The following is an 18,369-nucleotide window of genomic DNA, read 5'->3' on the forward strand; positions in this document are numbered from 1 at the left end:
TTTGATTATTTTGTCCAAATGAAAGGATAACGCTTTCTTCCCGGAAGCGAATGAAAAGGAGGAGCCAGCATGAGCGGCACCTATATTCTGGCGTTGGATCAGGGAACAACCAGTTCCCGTGCCATCGTCTTCGACAAAGAGGCGCGTCCGATCGCTTCGGGGCAGCGGCTTTTCGCCCAGCACTTCCCTATTCCCGGTCGGGTCGAGCACGATCCGGAAGAGATTTGGAGCAGCCAGTTGGAAGCGGCGCGCGAAGCGATCTCCGTGTCCGGCATCGATCCGCAGCAGCTGGCTGCGATCGGAATCACCAATCAGCGGGAAACGACGCTGGTCTGGGAACGGGCGACCGGACGGCCGATCGGGCCGGCTCTTGTCTGGCAGGATCGCAGAACGGCTCCGCTGTGCGAGGAACTGAAGAAGCGAGGGCTCGAAGATTATATTCGGCAAACGACGGGTCTGGTGGTGGATGCCTATTTCTCCGCAACAAAGATTGCCTGGATGCTGGAACATATTCCGGGGGCAAGGCAACGGGCCGAAGCCGGAGAGCTGCTGGCGGGCACGGTCGATACCTGGCTGATCTGGAAACTGACAGGCGGGAAGTCGCATGTCACCGATGTGACCAACGCCTCGCGGACCATGCTGTTCGACATCGGCCGGCTGGTTTGGGATGAGCGTCTGCTGCGGGAACTCGATATTCCGGTTTCGATGCTGCCGAACGTGCTGATGTCCGGCGCCCATTTCGGCGTGACCGATCCCCAATGGTTCGGCGGAACCGAGATTCCGATCGCTTCCGTACTCGGCGACCAGCAGGCCGCGTTATTCGGCCATGCTTGTGTCGAAGCCGGACATGCTAAAAACACGTACGGCACGGGATGCTTCATCCTGCTCAATACGGGCAGCGAACGCGTCGAGTCGACTCACGGACTGCTGTCCACCATCGCCTGGGGATGGAAAGACGAGCTCCATTATGCGCTGGAGGGCAGCGTATTCGTTGCCGGTGCGGCCGTGGAATGGCTGCGCGACGGATTGAATCTGATCGAGGACGCTTCCGAATCGGAGCGCTTGGCCGCAAGCGTGGAAGACTCCGGAGGCGTTGTCATTGTACCGGCATTTACCGGTCTTGGGGCTCCGCATTGGGATATGTACGCGCGAGGGGCGGTATTCGGTTTGACCCGCGGAACACAGCCGGGACATATCGTACGGGCCACGTTGGAGTCTCTTGCGTTTCAGACCCGCGATGTGACCCAGGCGATGGAAAAAGATTCCGGTATTCCGCTGCGCGAGCTGCGGGTCGACGGAGGAGCTGTCCGCAACAGCATCCTGATGCAGTTTCAGGCCGATATCCTCGGCCTTGATGTGGTCCGCACCGAGCAGACGGAGACTACCGCTTTGGGAGCGGCGATGCTTGCCGGACTGCAGTGCGGCATATGGGATCGCAGTCAATTCCGTTCGTTCAATCCGCCGGGAGCCCATTTCCGCCCCCGGATGGATGCGGAGCTGCGGGAGAAGAAGTACCGCCGCTGGGGAAGTGCGATCGAGCGTACCCGCGGTTGGGAACAGCCGGAAGAATAATGCCGGGCATTCAAGGTTGCCGGACGAGGCGGAGAAAAGTGAATATAAAAAAAGGGAAACACCTGGACGGGTGCTTCCCTTTTTTTTATATTGCATACGGATATCGATCCAGGATATAGAAAGAATCGATTTTTCGATCGACTGGCCAAGCCAGTTCCGACTGTCGATTCGTCGAATTACAGTGTGATTTCCTGGGCCGAATTGATCGCTTCCAGCGCGACCAGCTCGGTCAACACGATTTTTGGAACTTCTTTGTCCACGCTGAGCAGCATGACCGCTTCGCCGCCTACGACTTTACGGCCGACCTGCATCGTGGCGATATTGACCTGATTGCGTCCGAGCAGCGTGCCGACGTTGCCGATGATTCCCGGCTGGTCGTTGTGCGAGATCAGGATCTGGTGGTTATCCGGCGCCGAATCGATCGGGAATTCATTGACCTGCACGATCCGCTCGCCGTATCCGTACAGCAGTGTGCCGGCTACGGAGCGCCGGGTTTCGTTTTGTTCGATCAGCGTTACCGTAATCAGGTTTGTAAAGCCTTTGGTGGCCGACGAGCTGCTGACCTGAACGTTCAGATCGCGGATCTTGGTCAGATGCAGGGAATTTACGATATTGACTTCGCTGCCCAGATGGCGGGAGAGCACACCTTTGACGATATAACGGGTCAGCGGCTGCGTATCGACTTCCGACAATTCGCCCGCGTAATCGATCCGGATCTCTTTGACTGCCGCACCCGTCAATTGGGAAGCGAAGCTGCCGAGCTTCTCGCCGAGAGCGAAGTACGGCTGCAGCTTGTTCATGACGCTGCTGGCCACCGGAGGCATGTTGACCGCATTCTTGAACGGCTCGTCGCGCAGAATATGAAGAACCTGCTCGGATACGTCGATCGCGACGTTCTCCTGGGCTTCCACCGTCGAGGCACCCAAGTGGGGAGTGACGATGACTTTCGGATTGTTCAGGAACGGATGATCGGGGGCGGGAGGTTCGACTTCGAACACGTCGAATGCCGCTCCGGCTACCGTCCCGTTATCGAGCGCCACCACGAGCGCCGCTTCGTCGACTACGCCGCCGCGGGCACAGTTGATGATCCGCATGCCTTTTTTCATCACGGCGAACTGGCTGGTGGAGATCATATGCTTGGTTTCCGGCGTCAGCGGAGTATGGACCGTGATAAAGTCGGCGTTCTTGACGATATCGTCGACACTGGACAGTTTGACTCCGATTTTCTCCGCGCGTTCTTCGGTCAGGAACGGATCGTAACCGAGAATATCCATACCGAACGCTTTGGCGCGTTTGGCCACTTCGCTGCCGATCCGGCCCATGCCGAGTACGCCGAGTTTTTTGTTGCGCAGTTCAACGCCCAGGAACTTGCGATCCCATTCGCCGCTGATCGTTTTGGCATAAGCCTGCGGAATATGGCGTGCCAGGGCCATCATCATGGCAAAAGCGTGTTCGCATGTCGTGATCGTGTTGCCGTCCGGCGCATTGATCACGATGATGCCGCGTCCGGTGGCGGCGGGAAGGTCGATGTTATCGACGCCTACGCCGGCCCGTCCAACCACTTTGAGGCGGGATCCCGCATTCATGATCGCCGCGGTCACTTTAGTTTGGCTGCGCACGAGGAGTGCGTCGTATTCGCCGATAATTTCGATCAGTTCGTCTTCGGACAATCCTGTTTTCTTGTCCACCTGTACATCTGCCGCTTCCACCAGCTGTTGAATCCCCAGATCGCTGATCGGGTCGGATACCAATACTTTAAACATCGTCTTATTTCCTCCCTTATTCGGTGCGCTATACGCTGCAAGTCAAATATGTTCCAGAACGGCGCCGCAGCTGCAGGCCGTCCGAAAAACCGATGATGCGGTCGGACTGGATTAATTGCGATGCTGCAATGACGGAAAGACGCGTTGCTGTGGCAGAGGACGGACCTGGACGGAATCGGAGGCTCGCCAAACATTTCCGCAAAAAAAGACTCTTATCCTCATACCGCTCGCGCGGTAAAGGGACGAGAGTCTCGCGGTGCCACCCTAATTCGCCGAACCCTTGCGGGCCTCGGCCTTAGCGGGTCGGGAAAAACCGACCCTTCACGGTAACGGCGTGACACCGGCTGTGCCTACTCCGCGCAAAGCGGATCGGACAGACGCTCAGGAGTGCTCGGGAAGGGGATGCACAACCGGTTTGCACCAACCACCGGCTCTCTGTATATGCATCCTCCAATCGTTCTCCTTCAAAGCGTTTCGCTTAAGTTGAATTTTTCATACTTTAACACAAGGTGACAAGAAGTGTCAACGACTAAAATAAATTCGGGTTTCATAAATGAATAAACGGAAATTTTGCTTTGTTCTTGAACAAAGACTGCTTATTTCCGATCATTCTAATAGGGGAAGAGAAATGGCGTCCGTCTTTTATGAAGAGACATACACCGGTATAGCTTAGAAGCAAAACAGCGGAATAAGGCCGATCGGGCAGGCAAAACTTGATTAAAACCGGGCTTTTCGTTATCATTTGATTATAATTAAGCTTTCTAAATTGTAGCGGCTGTGGGGGATGCATGCCGGGCAACCGATCGAAATTCTCCCCAAAGGAAACGAAACCATGACAAACAAGAAGAAAAACAAAAGTCGGCGCGGTGCCGTAAGGCTTACCGATGGAATGCTTCTCGCCAATCTCTACCTGACCCAGGGGCTCACGCTGCTGGTGGGAACAGCATGGATCCTGCTGCAGGGACGCAATCCGCTGCATCTGCTGGATTTGCCGTCCGGTCCGGAATTTTTGTATTGGGGATTCGGCTTTGCGACGATTATGTTTTTCGTTGATTTTCTGATGACCGTCTGGGGCCGCGAAGAAGATCTGGACGATGGCGGAATCAATGCGATGCTGTTTCGCAGCCGTCCTCTTTGGCATATTTTTGTGATTGCGGCGATGGTTTCGATCTGCGAAGAACTGCTGTTCCGCGGAGCGATTCAGTATCATCTGGGTCCTTACTGGACCAGCATTCTGTTCGCGCTGATTCATATTCGATATTTGAAACATTGGCTGCCGACCGCGTGGGTATTCGCCAGCAGTTACGGCCTCGGCTGGATCTATCTGCAGTCGGGCACACTGTGGGCCCCGATCGTCTGCCATTTCTTGATCGACTTCATTTCGGGCATCATGATCAAACGGAGGGAACAGAAGGAACAATGAGCGAACGTTTAAGCCGTATGGATCGGCATCCGAGCAACAGGAAGAAGCGCCGCAAGCGCCAGACGTTCAAGCAGGAGTGGCAGGATAACCAAATGAAGCTGTCGGATACGACCGTGATGAGACTTTCCATTCCGGAGAACCGTGAAGTTCTGCCCGTCCTCCCGAAGGAAACGGTATCCGCAGCCCCGTTCGCAGATACCGCTTCTGCCGTGGGACGATCGAGAAAAGAGCGAATCGCTTACGCGGAACCCGAAATCGTATCCGACAAACAGGAAGAAGAAGATCCGGATTCCGAACTTCCGCCGCGCAGCGTTTTGTACCCGTCCAGTCGGATCAGGCTGACCAAATGGTTTTACGAGACCCTGGTCCTTCTGTTCCTGATCCTGCTCGGGACGCTGCTGTGGTGGGGAACCCAGGCGACAGGAGTGAAATGGCCATGGCAATAAAGTTGGGTTGGAAACAGGCGCTCGCTGCCGCGGCAGGCGCCGCGGCCGGTCTGGGCGTGCATATGGTAAAAGAAGCGATGGCTTTCCGGGTGCTGCACGAAGATGTGCACGTTCCCGGACTGCCGAAAGCGTTCGACGGTTACCGGATCTATTTTATCTCGGATATTCACCGGAGAGCACTTCCGGAGAACGAAATCGCCGCCCTGCAGGGTAAAGCGGATATCGTATGGATCGGGGGAGACCTGACCGACCGGGGCGTACCCGAAGAACGCACCCGCGCGAATATGCGGATGCTGCGTACACTGGGGCCGTCCTATGCGGTATACGGGAACCATGATTATGAAGCCTACATGCCGAATATGGAGAAGCTGGACCGTCTGCTCGAAGAATGCGGCGTCAAGCCGCTCGGCAGCAAGAATGTGCCGCTGCATCGCGGCGGCAGTACGGTCTGGCTGGCCGGAATCGACGATCTCGGACCGGCGGGGTTGTGGAGAGGAGATCCGCGTATTCGCCGCGAAGACTGCGTGCTGGTGCTGATGCATGATCCCAAATGGATCGTGGCGCTGCGCCGCACCTCGGCCAACTACGCATTCGCCGGGCATACCCACGGCGGACAAATCAGTCTGCCGGTAGTCGGCCCGGCTGCGTCCAAGCCTTTTTACAAAACGTATCTGGACGGAACGCACTTTATTGAAGCCGAAGACGGAGGGACGACCGGACTTCGCATCAGCCGGGGAATCGGGACCAGTCATTTTCCGCTGCGGCTCGGTTCGCCCGCCGAAACACATCTGCTCACGCTGCGCAGCGCGCCGGCACTTGCAAAATAGCCGCCCGAAGACTGCCAAACGGGTTTTGCCCCAAAAGAAAGACCGCTTCCCCCGAGGGGGAGCGGTCTTTCTTTTGGGCGGCGAAGCGAAAAGCTTGGCCGCATAAGCATTTAAGGCTGTTTGGCCGTATCGATACTGCGCGGATCGACGAAACTGTAGCCTTTTTTCTCAAGCCGGGTTAGCAGGTCGTCGAGAGCTTCGACTGTCCATGGCAGTTCGTGCATCAGGATATTGCTTCCCGCATGCAGCTGATCGAAGACATTGTCGATCACGGCCTGCGGATCATCTTTGTTGACCCAATCCAGGGAACCGACGGACCAGGTCATGTACAGAAGGCCGTTCTCGGCTGCCACCTGATGGGCGTAATCATTGCCGGCCGCATTGGGCGGACGGAAAAATTCGGGCTTCTCGCCGATCGTTTTCTCGACGATGGTCTGCACGTCTTCGATTTGTTTCTTGATTTCTTCGTTGCTCTGTTCGTTCAGATAAATGTGGTCGTAACTGTGATTGCCGACAATGCCGCCGCGTTCTTGAATCAGCTTAAGCAGTTCCGGATGTTCTTTGACCCGGTAGCCGTTGACGAAGAAAATGGCTTTGGCTTTATGCTTGTCGAGCGTATCGAACATGCTGTTTAGCATCGCGGCTTCTTTCGGGCCGTCGTCGAAAGTCAGCAGAACGACTTTTTTTGGGGCCTTGCTGCCTTCGTTCGGTACGATGTCGTAGTTGGCGTTCATATGGTACTCGACCGGGACTTCTTCCGCGGCCGCCGCCTGTATCGGGTCCGAACCGTCCTTTTTGTCTTTCGCCGTTTTCGGCTCCGCCGCCGGGTCGTCGGCCTTTTGCATTCCCGCATCCGCAGTTTCGCCTGCGGTTTCCGATGCGGCGTCTTCGGTTTTCGGAGCGTCCTTGCCTTGCTCTTCGGCTGCCGGGGCCGTACTGTCCGCCGGAGCGGTCTCATCCGTCTGTTTGCTGCCCGGGTTCGAGGCTTCCGCCGTCTGCGGCTTGGCATCCTTCGTTCCCGCTTCTTCGGCAGTGTTCCCGCAGGCGCCGAGCACAAGTCCGGCGGCCAACCAGAACAGGGCCGTTTTTTTCCACATCTGTGACTCATCTCGCTTTCTTCCATACATTTGTGCCTTTATGTAACGATTAAAGCTTAGCATAATCGACTCCGCATTTGCGGCACATAACGGGATTGTAACCTTTTCATTTCGACCTGAAACCTTTCATGCTATCGCAGATCCGGGCGTGCATTTGATAGAAAGAAGTGATAACATTAATATGTGGTTATATAATATAAAACATACCACATTCGGCGTGTCTTCAAAGGATGCGCCGTCCCGATCGACCGCCGGCCTCGTTCCCTACGTTGCAGAACGGGCAGCCGGACCGATTCGGAACGGAATCCGCAAGAAAGAGCATGATTTGAAGACACGCCCAGGGATGCCTTTGCTAAAAAACTGACTCCAAAAGGAGGGTCCTGTCGTGAAAATTGAACGATTAAGCCCGGATAAAATCCGTATTTTTCTGACTTCCGACGATCTGAACGAACGCGGAATTCAGCGGGAAGATATGTGGCAGGAGATTCCGAGAGTCCATGAGTTGTTTACCGAAATGATGGACCAAGCCTACACCGAACTCGGTTTCGACGCGACTGGCCCTCTGGCCGTAGAAGTGTTTGCGCTTCCGGCGCAAGGGATGATTGTCGTCGTAACGAAAGGCAAATACGATCCACTCCATTCGGATACGGGAGACGAAGAAATGCCGGATGAAGTTTATGAAATGGAAGTGACCATGGAGGCAAGCGATACGATCGTTTACTCTTTCCAAGATATCGAGCCCCTGATCGAAGCGGCGCACGTGCTGCAGGATCGGGTACCCGAAGCCGGTTCGCTTTACCATTATAATAATGCCTGGTTCCTGCATTTTTCCGCAGAGGATCTCGAAGATTCGCAGCACGATTCCCTCGTTGCTGTGCTTGCCGAGTTCGGCACTTCCTCGACGATCACTACCTCCGTACTCCAGGAGTACGGCAAGACCGTCATGGCCGACCGGGCGATTGCCCAGATCTGCACGCATTTCGACCGTCGGGCCTGATGTCCGTGGGAAACGCCGCCGTCCCGACCGTTCGGGGCGGCCGTTTTCGTTCGAGCTCCCGGAAGAAGCCGGGATTTTCGCCGCAAGCGGGCGAGGAAGGGGGACACGATGCTCTTTTTAACCGTCCTGGTCGCGGCCATTACGCCGGGCATAGCCCTGCTGTTCTATTTTTATTTAAAAGACAAATATGATGCCGAACCGCTGCATATGGTCATGCGCATGTTTCTGCTCGGTTTTTTGGTGGTTCTGCCGATTACGATTGTCCAACAAGGGCTGCTGCGGGGATTCGGCGACAATCCGTACCTGTTTGCGTTTGGCATCTCTTCCGCCGTGGAAGAACTTTTCAAATGGTACGTCCTGTTCCAATTCATCTACAACCATACCGAATTCGACGAACCGTATGACGGAATTCTGTATGCGGTCGCGGTATCGCTCGGATTTGCCACGCTCGAGAACGTCCTTTACGCCTTCACGCTCAAAGCTTCGTTCGGGTCGCTGCTGCTGCGGGGGCTGCTGCCCGTATCCGGCCATGCGATGTTCGGCGTGGTGATGGGCTATTATATGGGACGGGCCAAATTCGCGCCTCTGTCGCAAAGAAGAAAGTTCCTGGTCCTGTCTTTCCTGATGCCGCTGATCTGGCACGGGTTCTACGATCTTATTCTGAATCTGTCGGGTCACTACTGGTTATGGTACATCGTACCTTTCATGGTATTGATGTGGTACGGCGGCATGGACAAAGTGGTCAAAGCGAACAACCGCTCCCCGTTCCGTTTTCTGAAAAAAGAAGAACCGCCGGGCGGCGCATCCTCCGATGCCCCCGCCAAAACGGCATCCTTGTCGAAAAAAAAAGAAGCCTAGAATCCTGAGTCCAAAGAACCGGTTCGCTTGATTGGAGCGGCGGTACGGAATCGGAATTCCGGGCTTTCTTTGCGCTTTTTAGGGAGTTTGGGCTTACGTGAATATTCTTCCATGGTATACTGGGAAAGGCGATGGCCCCGAGCGAAATCCGGATACGGAGCACGCAGAAGCGGACAGGCGCCGAGTACCAGTATAATGAAGGCGGGCGATCAAAAATGTATCCGAAAACCAACGACATGCTGTTTATGCAGCCCGTATCCATGGAAGCGACACCCGAAAACGAACACCGATCGAGAATTTCCGAAATCGAGGAAAATTCGCTGCTGACCGAGCTTCCGATCCGCGGCGGCCGGATGAGCCGTCTTCGCCTGGGCGAAGAACTTTCGGTTTATCATATGACGGAAGACGGAGTGAAGTATTATTTCACGGCGCATGTTCTCGGGTATCAGGACGACTCGGTTCCTCTTATGCGAATCAGCAAGCCGATGCCGGAAGATATTTCGAAAGTGCAGCGGCGCCATTATTTGCGGGTTCCCGCACAGGTGGAGATCGCCGTACAGGCGCCGGATTTTCATTTTACCGCCATGACGTCCGATTTGAGCGGGGGAGGACTGTCTTTTACCGACACGCTCGATCATTCGATCCAAATGAATCAGCAGGTGGACGGCTGGATTCTTTTGGCTTACAAAAGCGGGAATGTCGACCATGTTTCGTTCGGCGGGGAAGTGACGCGCGTGAAAGAACCGGGAACGGGACGCAACACGATCAGCGTACAGTTTACCCGGATGGTCGATACGGAACGGCAGAAAGTCATCCGCTACTGCTTCGAACGCCAGCTGGATTTCCGGAACCGCTGAACGCTTCGGACACCGGCGGCGTCCGTAGTTCGCAGGCAGGGGCGTTTTTTGTTTTCATGCGTACACGTTTTGCAAATTAAAGATCGTTATGCTATAATTTTATTGTCGCAGGCACAGCCTGCTTTTTTATTGATTGAGAAGCCTGCCCGACAGAACCATGGCGGGCGGCGGTTTCGAGGAGGAGTGTCCCCTTGTCCAGCTTGAACGGGGAACGGGAGTTCAGAATCAACATTGCGATCGACGGGCCTGCGGGAGCGGGTAAAAGTACGGTCGCACGCAAAGTAGCCAGACAGCTGTCCTATGTTTATGTGGATACCGGTGCCATGTATCGGGCCGTAACTTGGGATATGCTCAACCAGGCGATCGATGCGGAGAATGAGACAGCGGTTCTTGAACGCATGGCAGCCCTTGAAGTCGAGCTGGTGCCCGGAGAAGACGGTCAGCGAGTACGGCTTTCCGGGGTCGACGTGACGGACGAGATACGTTCGCTTGCGGTCAGCCGGACGGTTTCCCGATATGCGCAAATCGAGGGGCTGCGTGCGAAGTTATCTTCTGCACAGCGGCAAATGGCTTTACGCAAAGGCGTCGTCATGGATGGACGCGATATCGGAACGACCGTGCTGCCTGATGCCGAGGTCAAGATTTTTATGACCGCTACGGTCGAAGAACGCGCTCGCCGAAGATTCCGGGAACTTCCGCAGTCGGGCGAGACCATTACGCTGGAACAGCTTGAACGCGAGATTGCGGAACGGGACAGTCTTGACCGCAGCCGCGAGGTGTCGCCGCTTGTATGTGCGGATGATGCCACGGTGCTCGATACGACGCATATGACCATCGACGAGGTGGCCGATGCGATCGCGCACCTGGCCGAACGCGAAATTGCCCAATTGGGTTGAAGCGGCGTCGGCCGAAGCAGTATTGTTTTGAACTCTGCGCACGCGGGTTTAAATATGAGGGTTTTGAATCGAGGAGGGTATTTAACATGTCGGAAGAGACAAGAAATCAAAATGAAGAAGCAGTAAACCAGGAAGTAAACGAAGAAACGGCTACGCAGGACCAGCTGGAACAGGTTGTCAGCGTCAAAAAAGGCGACACGGTTACCGGTACTATCGTGAAATTGGACGATGACCAAGCGTATGTCAGCATCGGTTATAAATACGACGGCGTAATCGCGACAAGCGAGCTTGAAGAAGGCGCCGAAATCGGCCAAGAAGTCGTTGCCAAAGTTGTCAGCCTGAACGACAACAAAGAGCAAATGGTTCTGTCGAAAAAAGCGATCCAAGGCGCAAAAGCATGGGAAGAACTCGACGCGAAATTCGCGAGCAAAGAGATCTTCGAAGTTAAAATCACGGACGTCGTAAAAGGCGGAATCGTGACGGACGTAAGCGGCGTACGCGCTTTCATCCCGGCTTCGATGGTTGAGCGTCATTTCGTAGAAGATTTCAGCGACTACAAAGGCCGCACTATCCGTGTTCGCGTCAAAGAACTTGACCGCGAAAACAACAAAGTTATCCTGTCCGCAAAAGACGTTCTTGAACAAGAATTCGAAGCCAACAAGCACAAAGTGATGGCTGAACTTCAAGAAGGCCAAGTCATCGAAGGCAAAGTTCAGCGTTTGACGCAGTTCGGCGCATTCGTAGACGTAGGCGGCGTCGACGGTCTGGTGCACGTTTCCGAAATGGCTTGGCATCACGTCGGAAAACCATCGGACGCGGTATCCGAGGGCGAAACCGTTAAGGTGAAAGTTCTCAAAGTCGATCCGGAAAAAGGCAAAATCAGCCTGAGCATCAAAGCGGCGACTCCGGGTCCTTGGGAAACGGCTTCCGAGAAGTTCAGCCAAGGCGAAATCATCAGCGGCGAAGTTAAACGTCTCGTGCCTTTCGGCGCTTTCGTTGAAATCGCTCCTGGCGTAGAAGGCCTGGTTCACATCTCGCAAATTTCCCACAAGCACATCGGTACGCCTCAGGAAGTTCTGGAAGAAGGACAAACGGTTCAAGTGAAAGTTCTGGACGTAAACCCTTCCGAAAAACGCATCAGCCTGAGCATCAAAGAAACCGAAGAAGCGCCTGCCGGCGAAGCTCGTTCGGAAAGACCGGAGAGATCCGACAGACCGGAAAGATCGGGATCGAGCAGAGGCCGCGACAAAGGCCCTCGCGTTGAGAAAATCGACAACCCTAACGTTTCGTTGAGCAACCAAGGAATGAACGTTTCGCTGGGCGAACGTTTCGACCTGGCTGCACTCAAAGAAAAATTGGGTCAATCGGAAGAATAATCGTACCCGAAGCATAGCTACGAGCAAACGGCGGACCCGCTGCGGGTTCGCCGTTTCTGCAATATCGGGATGAATCGGCTGTGAAATAGGCTGTGTTCTTCGACTGCAACCACAAACGGGATTCGGTCAAAAGACTTGATCGCGTTTTATATGCCGACGGGAAACGGGGGCCGATCCAGGATGGAACGGTTTGTCCGTTTCTTGTCGCGTAAAGGGAATTTTTTTCAGCTGAAGCTGACAGAGAGGAATGATCAAATGGCAAGAGCGGTAGTCGCGATCGTAGGGCGCCCGAACGTGGGCAAATCGACGATCTTCAATCGTATCATCGGCGACAGACTGTCTATCGTCGAAGATAAACCGGGCGTCACGCGCGACCGGATCTATGGAGTCGGCGAATGGAACGGCAGATCTTTCAGTATTATCGATACCGGAGGGATTGAGCTCAATGACGAGCAGATCCTCAAATCGATCAAAGCGCAGGCGGAACTGGCAATCGAAGAAGCGGACGTGATTGTCCTGATGTGCGACGCGAAAGCGGGCCTGACCCAGTCGGATTCGGAAGTGGCGGAAATGCTGTACCGCTCCAAGAAACCGATTATTCTCGCAGTCAATAAAGTCGACAATATGACGCGCATGGATGACACCTACGAATTTTACAATTTGGGTCTCGGCGATCCGATCGGCGTTTCGGGTGCCCACGGCAGCGGCGTCGGCGATCTGCTGGATGTGATTGTGGAGAAACTGCCGGATACGGAAGACGACGCTTATGAAGATGACGTGATCCGGGTCGCGCTGATCGGACGTCCGAATGTCGGCAAATCTTCGTTGGTCAATGCCCTGCTTGGCGAGCAGCGCGTAATTGTCAGCGATGTGGCGGGAACGACGCGCGATGCGATCGACACCGAATTCGAACGCGACGGGCAGCGCTACGTGCTGATCGATACGGCCGGCATGCGCAAACGCGGCAAAGTGTACGAGAACCTGGAAAAGTACAGTGTCATGCGTGCCATGCGGGCGATCGAACGCGCCGATGTGGTAGCCGTGGTGATCAACGGCGAAGAAGGCATCATCGAGCAGGATAAGCATATTGCGGGTTACGCGCTGGAAGCCGGCAAAGCCTCGGTATTCGTGGTCAACAAATGGGATGCTGTAGAAAAAGACGACAAAACGATGCAGCATTTCGAAAAAAGTATCCGCGATCATTTCCTGTTCATGACTTATGCGCCGGTCGTTTTCCTGTCGGCTCTGACCGGACAGCGGGTTCAGAAACTGCTTCCTGCCGTAAATCTGGTCGCCGAGCAGCATTCCCGCCGGATTCCGACGGGTCTTCTGAATGATGTGATCTCCGATGCGGTGGCAATCAATCCTCCGCCGACCGACAAAGGACGCCGTATGCGTATCAACTATGCGACGCAGGTCGCGGTCAAGCCTCCGACGATCGTCGTGTTCGTCAATGCGCCGGAACTGATGCACTTCTCTTACGAGCGCTACCTGGAAAACAAGATCCGGGCGGCTTTCGACTTCGAAGGAACGCCGATCCGTATCTTTACCAGACGCAAATCCGAAGATAAAGACTAAGAAGTAAGAGAACGTATCCGTATACAAGTTCCGTTGCGCGAAGGAGAGCGAATCATGATATTATCGATAATCGCGATCGCGGCCGCCTATCTGCTCGGCTCGGTCAGTTTCAGCGTACTATTTGCCAAGTTGTTGAAAGGGATCGATATCCGCAACCACGGAAGCGGCAATGCCGGGGCGACCAACACGCTTCGGGTGTTGGGCAAAGGACCGGCTGTGCTCGTTCTTGTGCTCGATATCTGCAAAGGTATTCTTGCCGTATGGCTGGGCCGCTGGCTCGCGCCGGACATGGAGTGGGCGCCGGCTCTTGCCGGACTGGCTGCGGTAATCGGGCATAACTGGCCGCTTTATTTCCATTTCAAAGGCGGCAAAGGGATAGCGACAACGATCGGCATGCTGGCAACCCTTTGTTTCCTGCCTGCTTTGTCTGCCGGTATCATCGGCATTCTGGCGATCGTTTTCACCCGCTACGTGTCTCTGGGCTCGCTGCTGTTTGTCACGCTGACACCGGTATTTCTTCTTGTTTACGATGCGGCAGGCTGGCATGACTACGGAACCGCCGTACTGGTGGTCAGTGTAGTCATCTGGGCTCTCGCCGTCTGGCGGCACCGGGGCAACCTCGTGAAGCTGAAAAACGGAACAGAGAACAAGCTGGGCTCGAAGTCCGGCGGGAAGGAGCACAGCCTTGGCTAAAAAAGTGTGCGTATTGGTAGCGGGGAGCTGGGGGACGGCCTTGGCGATGGTACTGGCCGACAACGGCCATGATGTGCGGCTGTGGGCACGCAGCGAAGAGCATGTCAGAGAAATCAATGAACAGCGGGAAAATTCGCGTTTTCTGCCCGGGGTTCCTATCCCGACAGGAATCCGGGCTACCGCCGATATGCAAGAAGCGCTTCATGAGGCGGAAGCGGTTGTTATTGCGGCTCCTTCCAAAGCGATGCGGGAAGTGGCCCGGGCCCTCAAACCTTACTGGAATGAGAAGATGCTCTGTGTACATGCAACCAAAGGCATGGAAACCGGGACGCTGAAACGGATGTCTACGGTCATTGCGGAAGAACTGGGCTGCGAAGAATCGCATATCGGCGTAATTTGCGGTCCGAGCCATGCCGAAGAAGTGGCCCGCCGGCTTCCGACCACGATCGTGGTCGCTTCCGCCAACGAAGAAGCGGCGCAGCGTGCGCAGAATCTGCTGATGAATGCGTATTTCCGCGTGTATACCAACCGCGATGTGCTTGGAGCCGAACTTGCGGGAGCGCTCAAAAACATCATTGCGCTCGGAGCCGGGATGTCGGACGGTTTGCAGAACGGCGACAACGCCAAAGCGGCCTTGTTGACGCGCGGTCTGGCGGAGATTACAAGAATCGGTACGGAAATGGGAGCCAATCCCCTGACGTTCTCGGGACTTGCCGGGGTAGGCGATCTGGTCGTAACCGCAACCAGCAAGCACAGCCGGAATTGGCGGGCGGGATACATGCTGGGCCAGGGCAAACCTCTCCAGGAAGTGCTGGACTCCATGGGGATGGTAGTCGAAGGAATTCGGACGACGGAAGCGGCGCACTTTATCTCGCAGAAATACAAGGTACAGATGCCGATTGCCGAGCAGCTGTACCGGGTGCTGTTTGACGGACTCGATCCGAAGACCGCTGTCGAAGCCTTGATGGGCCGCGGCCCCAAAACCGAAATGGAAATGATCTCCCAGGAAACCTGGGAGCAGTGGCATACCTGATCCAAAGATTTGAACGATACAAATCGGCCGGCGCCTCCTATACAGGAAGCGCCTTTTCGAGAGGAGGCGTTAACATGTCGACAGAGCGATATACCGTATCGTTTACCCCGGAAGGCAAAAGTGCCCGGGTGCGTTCGGGGACGTCCCTGCTTGCGGCGGCCCGTACGGCCGGCGTGCATATCCCGGTTCGCTGCGAAGGCAAGATGGGCTGTCTGATGTGCAAAGTGACGCTCGAACCCGGAAGCGGCGGCGTTCTGCCGCCCGCCGAAGCGGAACGCCGAAAACTGGGGGCAGCTTTGGATCATGGGGTTCGCCTCGCCTGCCAAGCCAAAGTGTGCGGGGAAATTTCGGTTGAGACACCCGAAGATCCGCTCAAGCGGGCAGTCCGCCTGCAGTTGGAAAAACAGCGGGAAGAGGATGACTTTTGGCGGTGAGTAGGCAAAGCCTGCTTGGTTAAATGTCGCCTGAGACTTACGAAACGCTTGAAATTATAAGGCCGGTGTATTACTATATGGATGTTGCCTACAGAACGCAAGTTCTGGCAGTTTGAGAATTCCGGCCTTACACCGCTCGGCGGTTCGTGATCAGGCTTATCGGAAAGACCAAATACGCCTTTTCGGCGGGCACTCGGACGAGTGCCGGGTATGACTGTAACAGGAGGTGAAACGCATGAACAAATCTGATCTGATCAGCCACGTAGCAGAAGCTTCGGAGCTTGGCAAGAAAGAAGCAACCAAAGCGGTTGACTCCGTTTTCGAAGCCATTGCTGCCGCTCTGCAAAACGGCGAGAAAGTACAACTCGTCGGATTCGGAAACTTCGAGATTCGCGAACGTTCCGCCCGTAAAGGACGCAACCCGCAAACCGGCGAAGAGATCGAAATCCCGGCAAGCAAGATTCCTGCTTTCAAACCGGGCAAAGCCCTGAAAGACGGAATTAAATAAAATCTACATAATCCCCAGGGATTGAAGATTTTGCATCGCCCGGCCCAGGTTTGGGAGATCGGAAAGAAGCCGTGAATACATATTCACGGCTTTTTTCTTTTTCATCCCGGCTGGGCGGTTGACAATACAGGCCGGCATTTGCCATCATAAATAGACTGTACCAAAGAACGAAAAAAAGGGGGAACAATTGTGGAACATTCGGAAAAAGCGGATTATATCGTCATCAAAGCCCATGAAAACGGTGTGCATGTGATCGGATTGACGCGCGGCCAAGATACCCGGTTTCATCATACGGAGAAGCTGGACAAAGGCGAAGTGCTGATCGCGCAGTTTACCGATCACACGTCGGCGATCAAGGTTCGCGGCAGAGCTACGGTATTCACCAAACACGGAAATATCGAAACGGAAACCTGAGTGTTTGCGTTAGTCGTTTGAAAAGGCGTATGTTATAATAGAAAAGATTGTGACAAAAATAGCGTTGAACGTTGTAAAAGTCGGAGGCTATGAGATGAAACCCTACTGCGTACCGGAAAAAACCGAAAAATACACCGGGTATGACATGATCCGGAAGCATACGGACGTTCCGGCGCTGCCGGATGCGCGGCTTCGCCTGCTGCATACTTTCCTCGAAGCTTCCGACTTGGCCGCAAAAAGCGAAGTCTACGGCACCGTAACCGCGCTGCTTCAGAACGGGCTCGATATTCACGACCGTGTCGAGCCGGGAGACGACAGCGAAGAAGAAGAAGCGATGCGCTCGCGGCAGCTCAAAGTGCTGGCGGGCGATTACTACAGCAGCCGCTTTTACCAGCTGTTGGCCGCCGCCGGAGAAATTGGCATGATCGCCGAATTGAGCCGGGCTATTGCAGACGTCAATCGCAGCAAAATGGAGCTTTACCTGCGCATTCAAAGCGGACAGGCACCGGAACTTCGCGAATATCTGGACGAGGCGGCCGCGATCAAGGCACGCCTGTTTGAGGGCTTCGATGTGCTGCTTGACGGTCCGCTGCTGCCTTACTGGCGGACTCTTCTGCCTCTCGTCGGCCTGTGCGAAGCGGCGGTAGACGAACTTGCGGCAGCCGAACCGGGCAGCGCAGGATCGACGTTCCGGCGGGATCTCGAAGTCCAGGGCACAAGTGAGTCTCGCGAGACGCTGGCTGCCCTGCTGCTGGAGTTCACGGAACGTTTGGACTCGGAAATCAAGGCGCTGCCGGGCGAAGTGAACCGCGAAGCGCTGCTTCCTCTTGCCGCACGGTTTCGTAATGCGGCCGAAATAAAAGGCGAGGTGAACGGATAATGGCGGATTCGCCGAAACCGAAAGAAGAGTTCGTCCATGACGTTTTTCAGCAAATTGCGCCGAAATACGATCGGATGAACAATATTATCAGCTTCAACCGCCACAAGTCCTGGCGTAAATTCGCCATGCGCAAAATGGCCATGTCGGAAGGCCAAAGCGCGATCGACTTATGCTGCGGAACCTGCGACTGGACCATCAGCCTGGCCGAGACAAGCAAAAGCGGGGCGATTACCGGGCTGGACTTCAGCGCTGCCATGCTTGATGTAGGACGTACCAAATTGGCCCGCATGCCGCACGGCAGTCAAATCTCGCTGATCCAGGGCAATGCGATGCAGCTGCCGTTCGCCGACAATTCGTTCGATTACGCAACGATCGGTTTCGGTCTGCGAAATGTGCCGGATCTGGTGCAGGTGCTCAAAGAAATGCAGCGTGTCGTCAAGCCCGGAGGCATGGTGGTCTGTCTGGAAGTATCCAAACCCACTGCACAGCCGTTCAAAGGCATGTATTATTTTTACTTCGATCGGGTGCTTCCGTTATTCGGAAAAGTGTTCGCCAAAAGCTACGAGCAGTACAAATGGCTGCCCGAGTCGTTGAAGCCGTTTCCCGGCCGCAAAGAACTGGCGAACATTTTCCGCGAGGTTGGCCTGCAGCAGGTGGAAGATTATCCGCTGACCGGCGGAGTAGCCGCGCTGCATATCGGAATTAAGGAGAAATAGA

At 55.0% G+C, this 18,369-nt stretch carries 19 protein-coding genes; 17 read left to right on the forward strand and 2 right to left on the reverse strand.

Annotation, left to right across the window (positions count from 1 at the left end):
• Positions 1-69 precede the first annotated feature (69 nt).
• Positions 70-1,572, forward strand: a complete 1,503-nt coding sequence (gene glpK, locus HOP44_RS02935; RefSeq protein ID WP_172250398.1) for a glycerol kinase GlpK — start codon at positions 70-72, stop codon at positions 1,570-1,572.
• Positions 1,573-1,748: 176 nt separating this feature from the next.
• Here the strand turns inward: glpK and serA are convergent, their stop codons facing one another.
• Positions 1,749-3,335: a phosphoglycerate dehydrogenase gene (gene serA / locus HOP44_RS02940; protein ID WP_172250400.1), complete on the reverse strand. Its 1,587-nt coding sequence runs from the start codon at positions 3,333-3,335 to the stop codon at positions 1,749-1,751.
• 832 nt (positions 3,336-4,167) lie between these two features.
• Here serA and HOP44_RS02945 point away from each other — a divergent pair.
• From HOP44_RS02945 to HOP44_RS02955, 3 genes are read left to right on the forward strand one after another with little or no spacing between them, the layout of a single operon-like run.
• The gene (locus HOP44_RS02945; protein ID WP_172250402.1) at positions 4,168-4,758 is read left to right on the forward strand and encodes a CPBP family intramembrane glutamic endopeptidase; all 591 of its coding nucleotides are present in this window, start codon (positions 4,168-4,170) and stop codon (positions 4,756-4,758) included.
• On the forward strand, positions 4,755-5,204 hold the full coding sequence (locus tag HOP44_RS02950) for a hypothetical protein (RefSeq protein WP_172250404.1): 450 nt from the start codon (positions 4,755-4,757) through the stop codon (positions 5,202-5,204). The genes HOP44_RS02945 and HOP44_RS02950 overlap by 4 nt, the downstream gene beginning before the upstream one ends.
• Complete coding sequence (locus HOP44_RS02955; protein WP_172250406.1) at positions 5,195-6,031, forward strand: metallophosphoesterase; 837 nt, start codon at positions 5,195-5,197, stop codon at positions 6,029-6,031. The genes HOP44_RS02950 and HOP44_RS02955 overlap by 10 nt, the downstream gene beginning before the upstream one ends.
• Before the next feature lie 110 nt (positions 6,032-6,141).
• Here the strand turns inward: HOP44_RS02955 and HOP44_RS02960 are convergent, their stop codons facing one another.
• A complete protein-coding gene (locus HOP44_RS02960) occupies positions 6,142-7,128 on the reverse strand; it encodes a polysaccharide deacetylase family protein (protein WP_172250408.1) in 987 nt (328 codons plus the stop codon).
• A 385-nt stretch (positions 7,129-7,513) separates the two neighbouring features.
• Here HOP44_RS02960 and HOP44_RS02965 point away from each other — a divergent pair, with 385 nt between their 5' ends.
• The 13 genes from HOP44_RS02965 (at position 7,514) to HOP44_RS03025 (ending at position 18,368) form a co-directional block, all read left to right on the forward strand.
• On the forward strand, positions 7,514-8,125 hold the full coding sequence (locus HOP44_RS02965; RefSeq protein WP_172250410.1) for a genetic competence negative regulator: 612 nt from the start codon (positions 7,514-7,516) through the stop codon (positions 8,123-8,125).
• Positions 8,126-8,233: 108 nt separating this feature from the next.
• Positions 8,234-8,983, forward strand: a complete 750-nt coding sequence (prsW, locus tag HOP44_RS02970) for a glutamic-type intramembrane protease PrsW (RefSeq protein WP_172250412.1) — start codon at positions 8,234-8,236, stop codon at positions 8,981-8,983.
• Between the two features lie 215 nt (positions 8,984-9,198).
• Positions 9,199-9,840, forward strand: coding sequence for a flagellar brake protein (locus HOP44_RS02975; protein ID WP_172250414.1), 642 nt, complete (start codon positions 9,199-9,201; stop codon positions 9,838-9,840).
• 191 nt (positions 9,841-10,031) lie between these two features.
• Positions 10,032-10,736, forward strand: coding sequence for a (d)CMP kinase (gene cmk, locus HOP44_RS02980; RefSeq protein WP_172250416.1), 705 nt, complete (start codon positions 10,032-10,034; stop codon positions 10,734-10,736).
• Between the two features lie 86 nt (positions 10,737-10,822).
• Positions 10,823-12,112: a 30S ribosomal protein S1 gene (gene rpsA / locus HOP44_RS02985; protein WP_172250418.1), complete on the forward strand. Its 1,290-nt coding sequence runs from the start codon at positions 10,823-10,825 to the stop codon at positions 12,110-12,112.
• Positions 12,113-12,367: 255 nt separating this feature from the next.
• Positions 12,368-13,690: a ribosome biogenesis GTPase Der gene (gene der, locus HOP44_RS02990; protein ID WP_172196225.1), complete on the forward strand. Its 1,323-nt coding sequence runs from the start codon at positions 12,368-12,370 to the stop codon at positions 13,688-13,690.
• A gap of 54 nt (positions 13,691-13,744) precedes the next feature.
• Positions 13,745-14,383 (forward strand): glycerol-3-phosphate 1-O-acyltransferase PlsY, encoded by a 639-nt coding sequence (gene plsY / locus HOP44_RS02995; RefSeq protein WP_172250420.1) that lies wholly within the window; start codon positions 13,745-13,747, stop codon positions 14,381-14,383.
• Complete coding sequence (locus HOP44_RS03000) at positions 14,376-15,416, forward strand: NAD(P)H-dependent glycerol-3-phosphate dehydrogenase (protein WP_172250422.1); 1,041 nt, start codon at positions 14,376-14,378, stop codon at positions 15,414-15,416. The genes plsY and HOP44_RS03000 overlap by 8 nt, the downstream gene beginning before the upstream one ends.
• A gap of 74 nt (positions 15,417-15,490) precedes the next feature.
• The gene (locus HOP44_RS03005) at positions 15,491-15,850 is read left to right on the forward strand and encodes a 2Fe-2S iron-sulfur cluster-binding protein (RefSeq protein ID WP_172250424.1); all 360 of its coding nucleotides are present in this window, start codon (positions 15,491-15,493) and stop codon (positions 15,848-15,850) included.
• A 235-nt stretch (positions 15,851-16,085) separates the two neighbouring features.
• Complete coding sequence (locus HOP44_RS03010) at positions 16,086-16,358, forward strand: HU family DNA-binding protein (RefSeq protein ID WP_172250426.1); 273 nt, start codon at positions 16,086-16,088, stop codon at positions 16,356-16,358.
• Between the two features lie 189 nt (positions 16,359-16,547).
• Positions 16,548-16,772, forward strand: coding sequence for a trp RNA-binding attenuation protein MtrB (gene mtrB, locus HOP44_RS03015; RefSeq protein WP_172196230.1), 225 nt, complete (start codon positions 16,548-16,550; stop codon positions 16,770-16,772).
• Positions 16,773-16,866: 94 nt separating this feature from the next.
• The gene (locus HOP44_RS03020) at positions 16,867-17,652 is read left to right on the forward strand and encodes a heptaprenyl diphosphate synthase component 1 (RefSeq protein WP_172250428.1); all 786 of its coding nucleotides are present in this window, start codon (positions 16,867-16,869) and stop codon (positions 17,650-17,652) included.
• Complete coding sequence (locus HOP44_RS03025; protein WP_172196232.1) at positions 17,652-18,368, forward strand: demethylmenaquinone methyltransferase; 717 nt, start codon at positions 17,652-17,654, stop codon at positions 18,366-18,368. The genes HOP44_RS03020 and HOP44_RS03025 overlap by 1 nt, the downstream gene beginning before the upstream one ends.
• The last annotated feature ends 1 nt before the right edge of the window (position 18,369 follow it).

Source organism: Saccharibacillus deserti, from assembly GCF_013618475.1.
Taxonomy (GTDB): Bacteria; Bacillota; Bacilli; order Paenibacillales; family Paenibacillaceae; genus Saccharibacillus; species Saccharibacillus deserti.